1 protein-coding gene is annotated in these 2,193 nt (G+C 68.3%); it reads left to right on the top strand.

Features of this window, described 5'->3' with window-relative positions; translation table 11 throughout:
• Positions 1 to 690 precede the first annotated feature (690 nt).
• Positions 691 to 2,079: a group II intron reverse transcriptase/maturase gene (gene ltrA / locus ACZ6EM_RS40300; RefSeq protein WP_465774666.1), complete on the top strand. Its 1,389-nt coding sequence runs from the start codon at positions 691 to 693 to the stop codon at positions 2,077 to 2,079.
• Positions 2,080 to 2,193 lie beyond the last annotated feature (114 nt).

A 2,193-nucleotide genomic window follows, 5' to 3' on the forward strand; every position in this document is an offset into this window, starting at 1 on the left:
GCGGTCGAGTGCCTCAGGTCGTGGGTGCGCCGTGAGGCGCTGTGGTTCGAGTGGAGGTGAGAGGCCTTCGCCGCTGATCCTGTCGCAGCAGGACGGTGGAGCTGAGGGCAGCCTGATCCGGGTGACGCCGGGGAGGGTGGGAGCGGCCCTGACAAAGCCGGGACGGGCCAGTACTGCCAGATGGTTCGGGTCCGGCGAGCGGGACGGAGAGGAGTACGCGAGGAACCGGCGTGTGACACCCCCTTGATTAGGCACCGGCTCGAATCTGGCGGATCTGGGCCGGGAGCGGTGCGTATCCCGTCGAGCAGGTGGGCGGGTAACTCCCAGGACGGTAGGCACGAGCCGTCCGGGAGGCCACGAGGAAGGTCTGCGGCGTACTCGTGGCGATGCCGCAGGGGCATAGTCGGGCTCCTACTTCGTCGAGCGAACCACAGTGAACACGGGAACCGTCCCGGGTCTTGCCCTCCACGTCGTATCCAGCGGCGAGGGTGGGGTTGGGCGCGTCGACCGCCGATCGGTTCGGGACGGGGCGGAGCCGCCGTAGTACTCCGAGGTCGGGAAAGCCGGCCGCATGGGGAAGGGCGGCAGCGGTTTCGAGAAGGGAGGGTCGCTGCAATGCCGGAAGACGCGTCGCCGAATGGCGGTGCTCCTCGTTCTGGTCCGGCCGGGCCGGGAGCGAGGGTATCGGAGATGCAGGCCAAGCTTCACCGTTGGGCGGTGGCCGATCCTGGCCGCCGGTTCGATGACTTGTTCAACTTCGTGTGTGACCCGGCGACGCTGATCGTGGCGTTCGACCGGGTCGCGGGGAACCAAGGCGCGCGCACCGCTGGCGTCGACGGTCTGACGGTCGCCGACGTCGCGGAGCAGGTGGGCGTGCCCAGGTTCCTGGACGACCTGCGGGCCGCTCTCAAGGACGGCTCGTTCCGGCCGTTGCCGGTGCGGGAGCGCAAGATCCCGAAACCGGGTGGGTCGGGGAAGGTCCGCAAGCTCGGGATTCCGACGGTCGCGGACCGGGTCGTCCAGGCGGCGCTGAAACTGGTGCTGGAGCCGATCTTCGAGGCGGATTTCCTGCCGTGCTCGTATGGTTTCCGGCCCAAGCGGCGTGCCCAGGACGCGATCGCCGAGATCCACCACTTCGGCTCCCGCGGCTACCGCTGGGTGCTGGACGCGGACATCGAGGCGTGCTTCGACTCGATCGACCACACGGCTCTGATGGACCGGGTGCGTCGGCGGGTGAAGGACAAACGCGTCCTGGCGCTGGTCAAGGCGTTCCTGAAGGCCGGGATCCTCACGGAACTCGGCGAACGCCGGGACACCATGACCGGCACGCCGCAGGGCGGCATCCTGTCTCCGTTGCTGGCCAACATCGCCTTGAGCGTGCTCGACGAGCGCGTGATGGGGCCGTGGAAGCCGGGCGGGGCGATGTCGACCCCCGGCAAGCGCGACTACCGGCGTTCCAAGGGGCGGCCGACGTGGCGGCTGGTCCGCTACGCGGACGACTTCGTCATCTTGGTGCACGGTTCGCGCGAGCACGTCGAAGCGCTACGCGAAGACGTCGCCGTCGCATTGGCTCCGCTCGGGTTGCGGCTGTCACCGGCCAAGACCCAAGTGGTCCACCTGGGCGACGGGTTCGACTTCCTCGGCTTCCGCATCCGGTGGAAGCGCAAGAGGGGGACGGACAAGTGGTACGTCTACACCTTCATCGCGGTCCGGCCCGTCCGGTCGCTGAAGGCGAAGATCCGTGCCCTGACACACAGGACATCGCAGCAGGACTTCGCGTCCGTGCTGGTCAGGCTTGCCCAGATCATGCGCGGATGGGCCAACTACTTCCGACATGCCGTGGCGAAGTGGACCTTCAGCAAACTGGACGCTTTCACCTGGTGGAGGCTGGTCCACATGCTGAGGGCGCGTCACGGATGGAATTGGGGACAGGTCCGCCGACACCTCGCCGCCTCCGGGCGATGGGTGATCGCGGCCGACGGGGTGGAGTACTTCCGGATCCAGGGTGTGACGGTCTCCCGCTACACCTTCCGGGGGAACAAGATCCCGTCCCCATGGCCTCCTGCGAACCCCGCCTGACGGCAGGAACCGTGGAGAGCCCGTTGCGCTGAGAGGCGCACGGCGGGTTCGGAGAGCGGTCCGGGGAAACGGACCGGGAGCAATCCCGGCACCGCGCCCCGGGCCGACTCACCA

Source organism: Kitasatospora sp. NPDC041917, from assembly GCF_055589745.1.

Excerpts from the sequence above, each read along its gene's own strand:
- ltrA (WP_465774666.1), top strand. The coding sequence starts at position 691 with ATGCAGGCCAAGCTTCACCGTTGGGCGGTGGCCGATCCTGGCCGCCGG.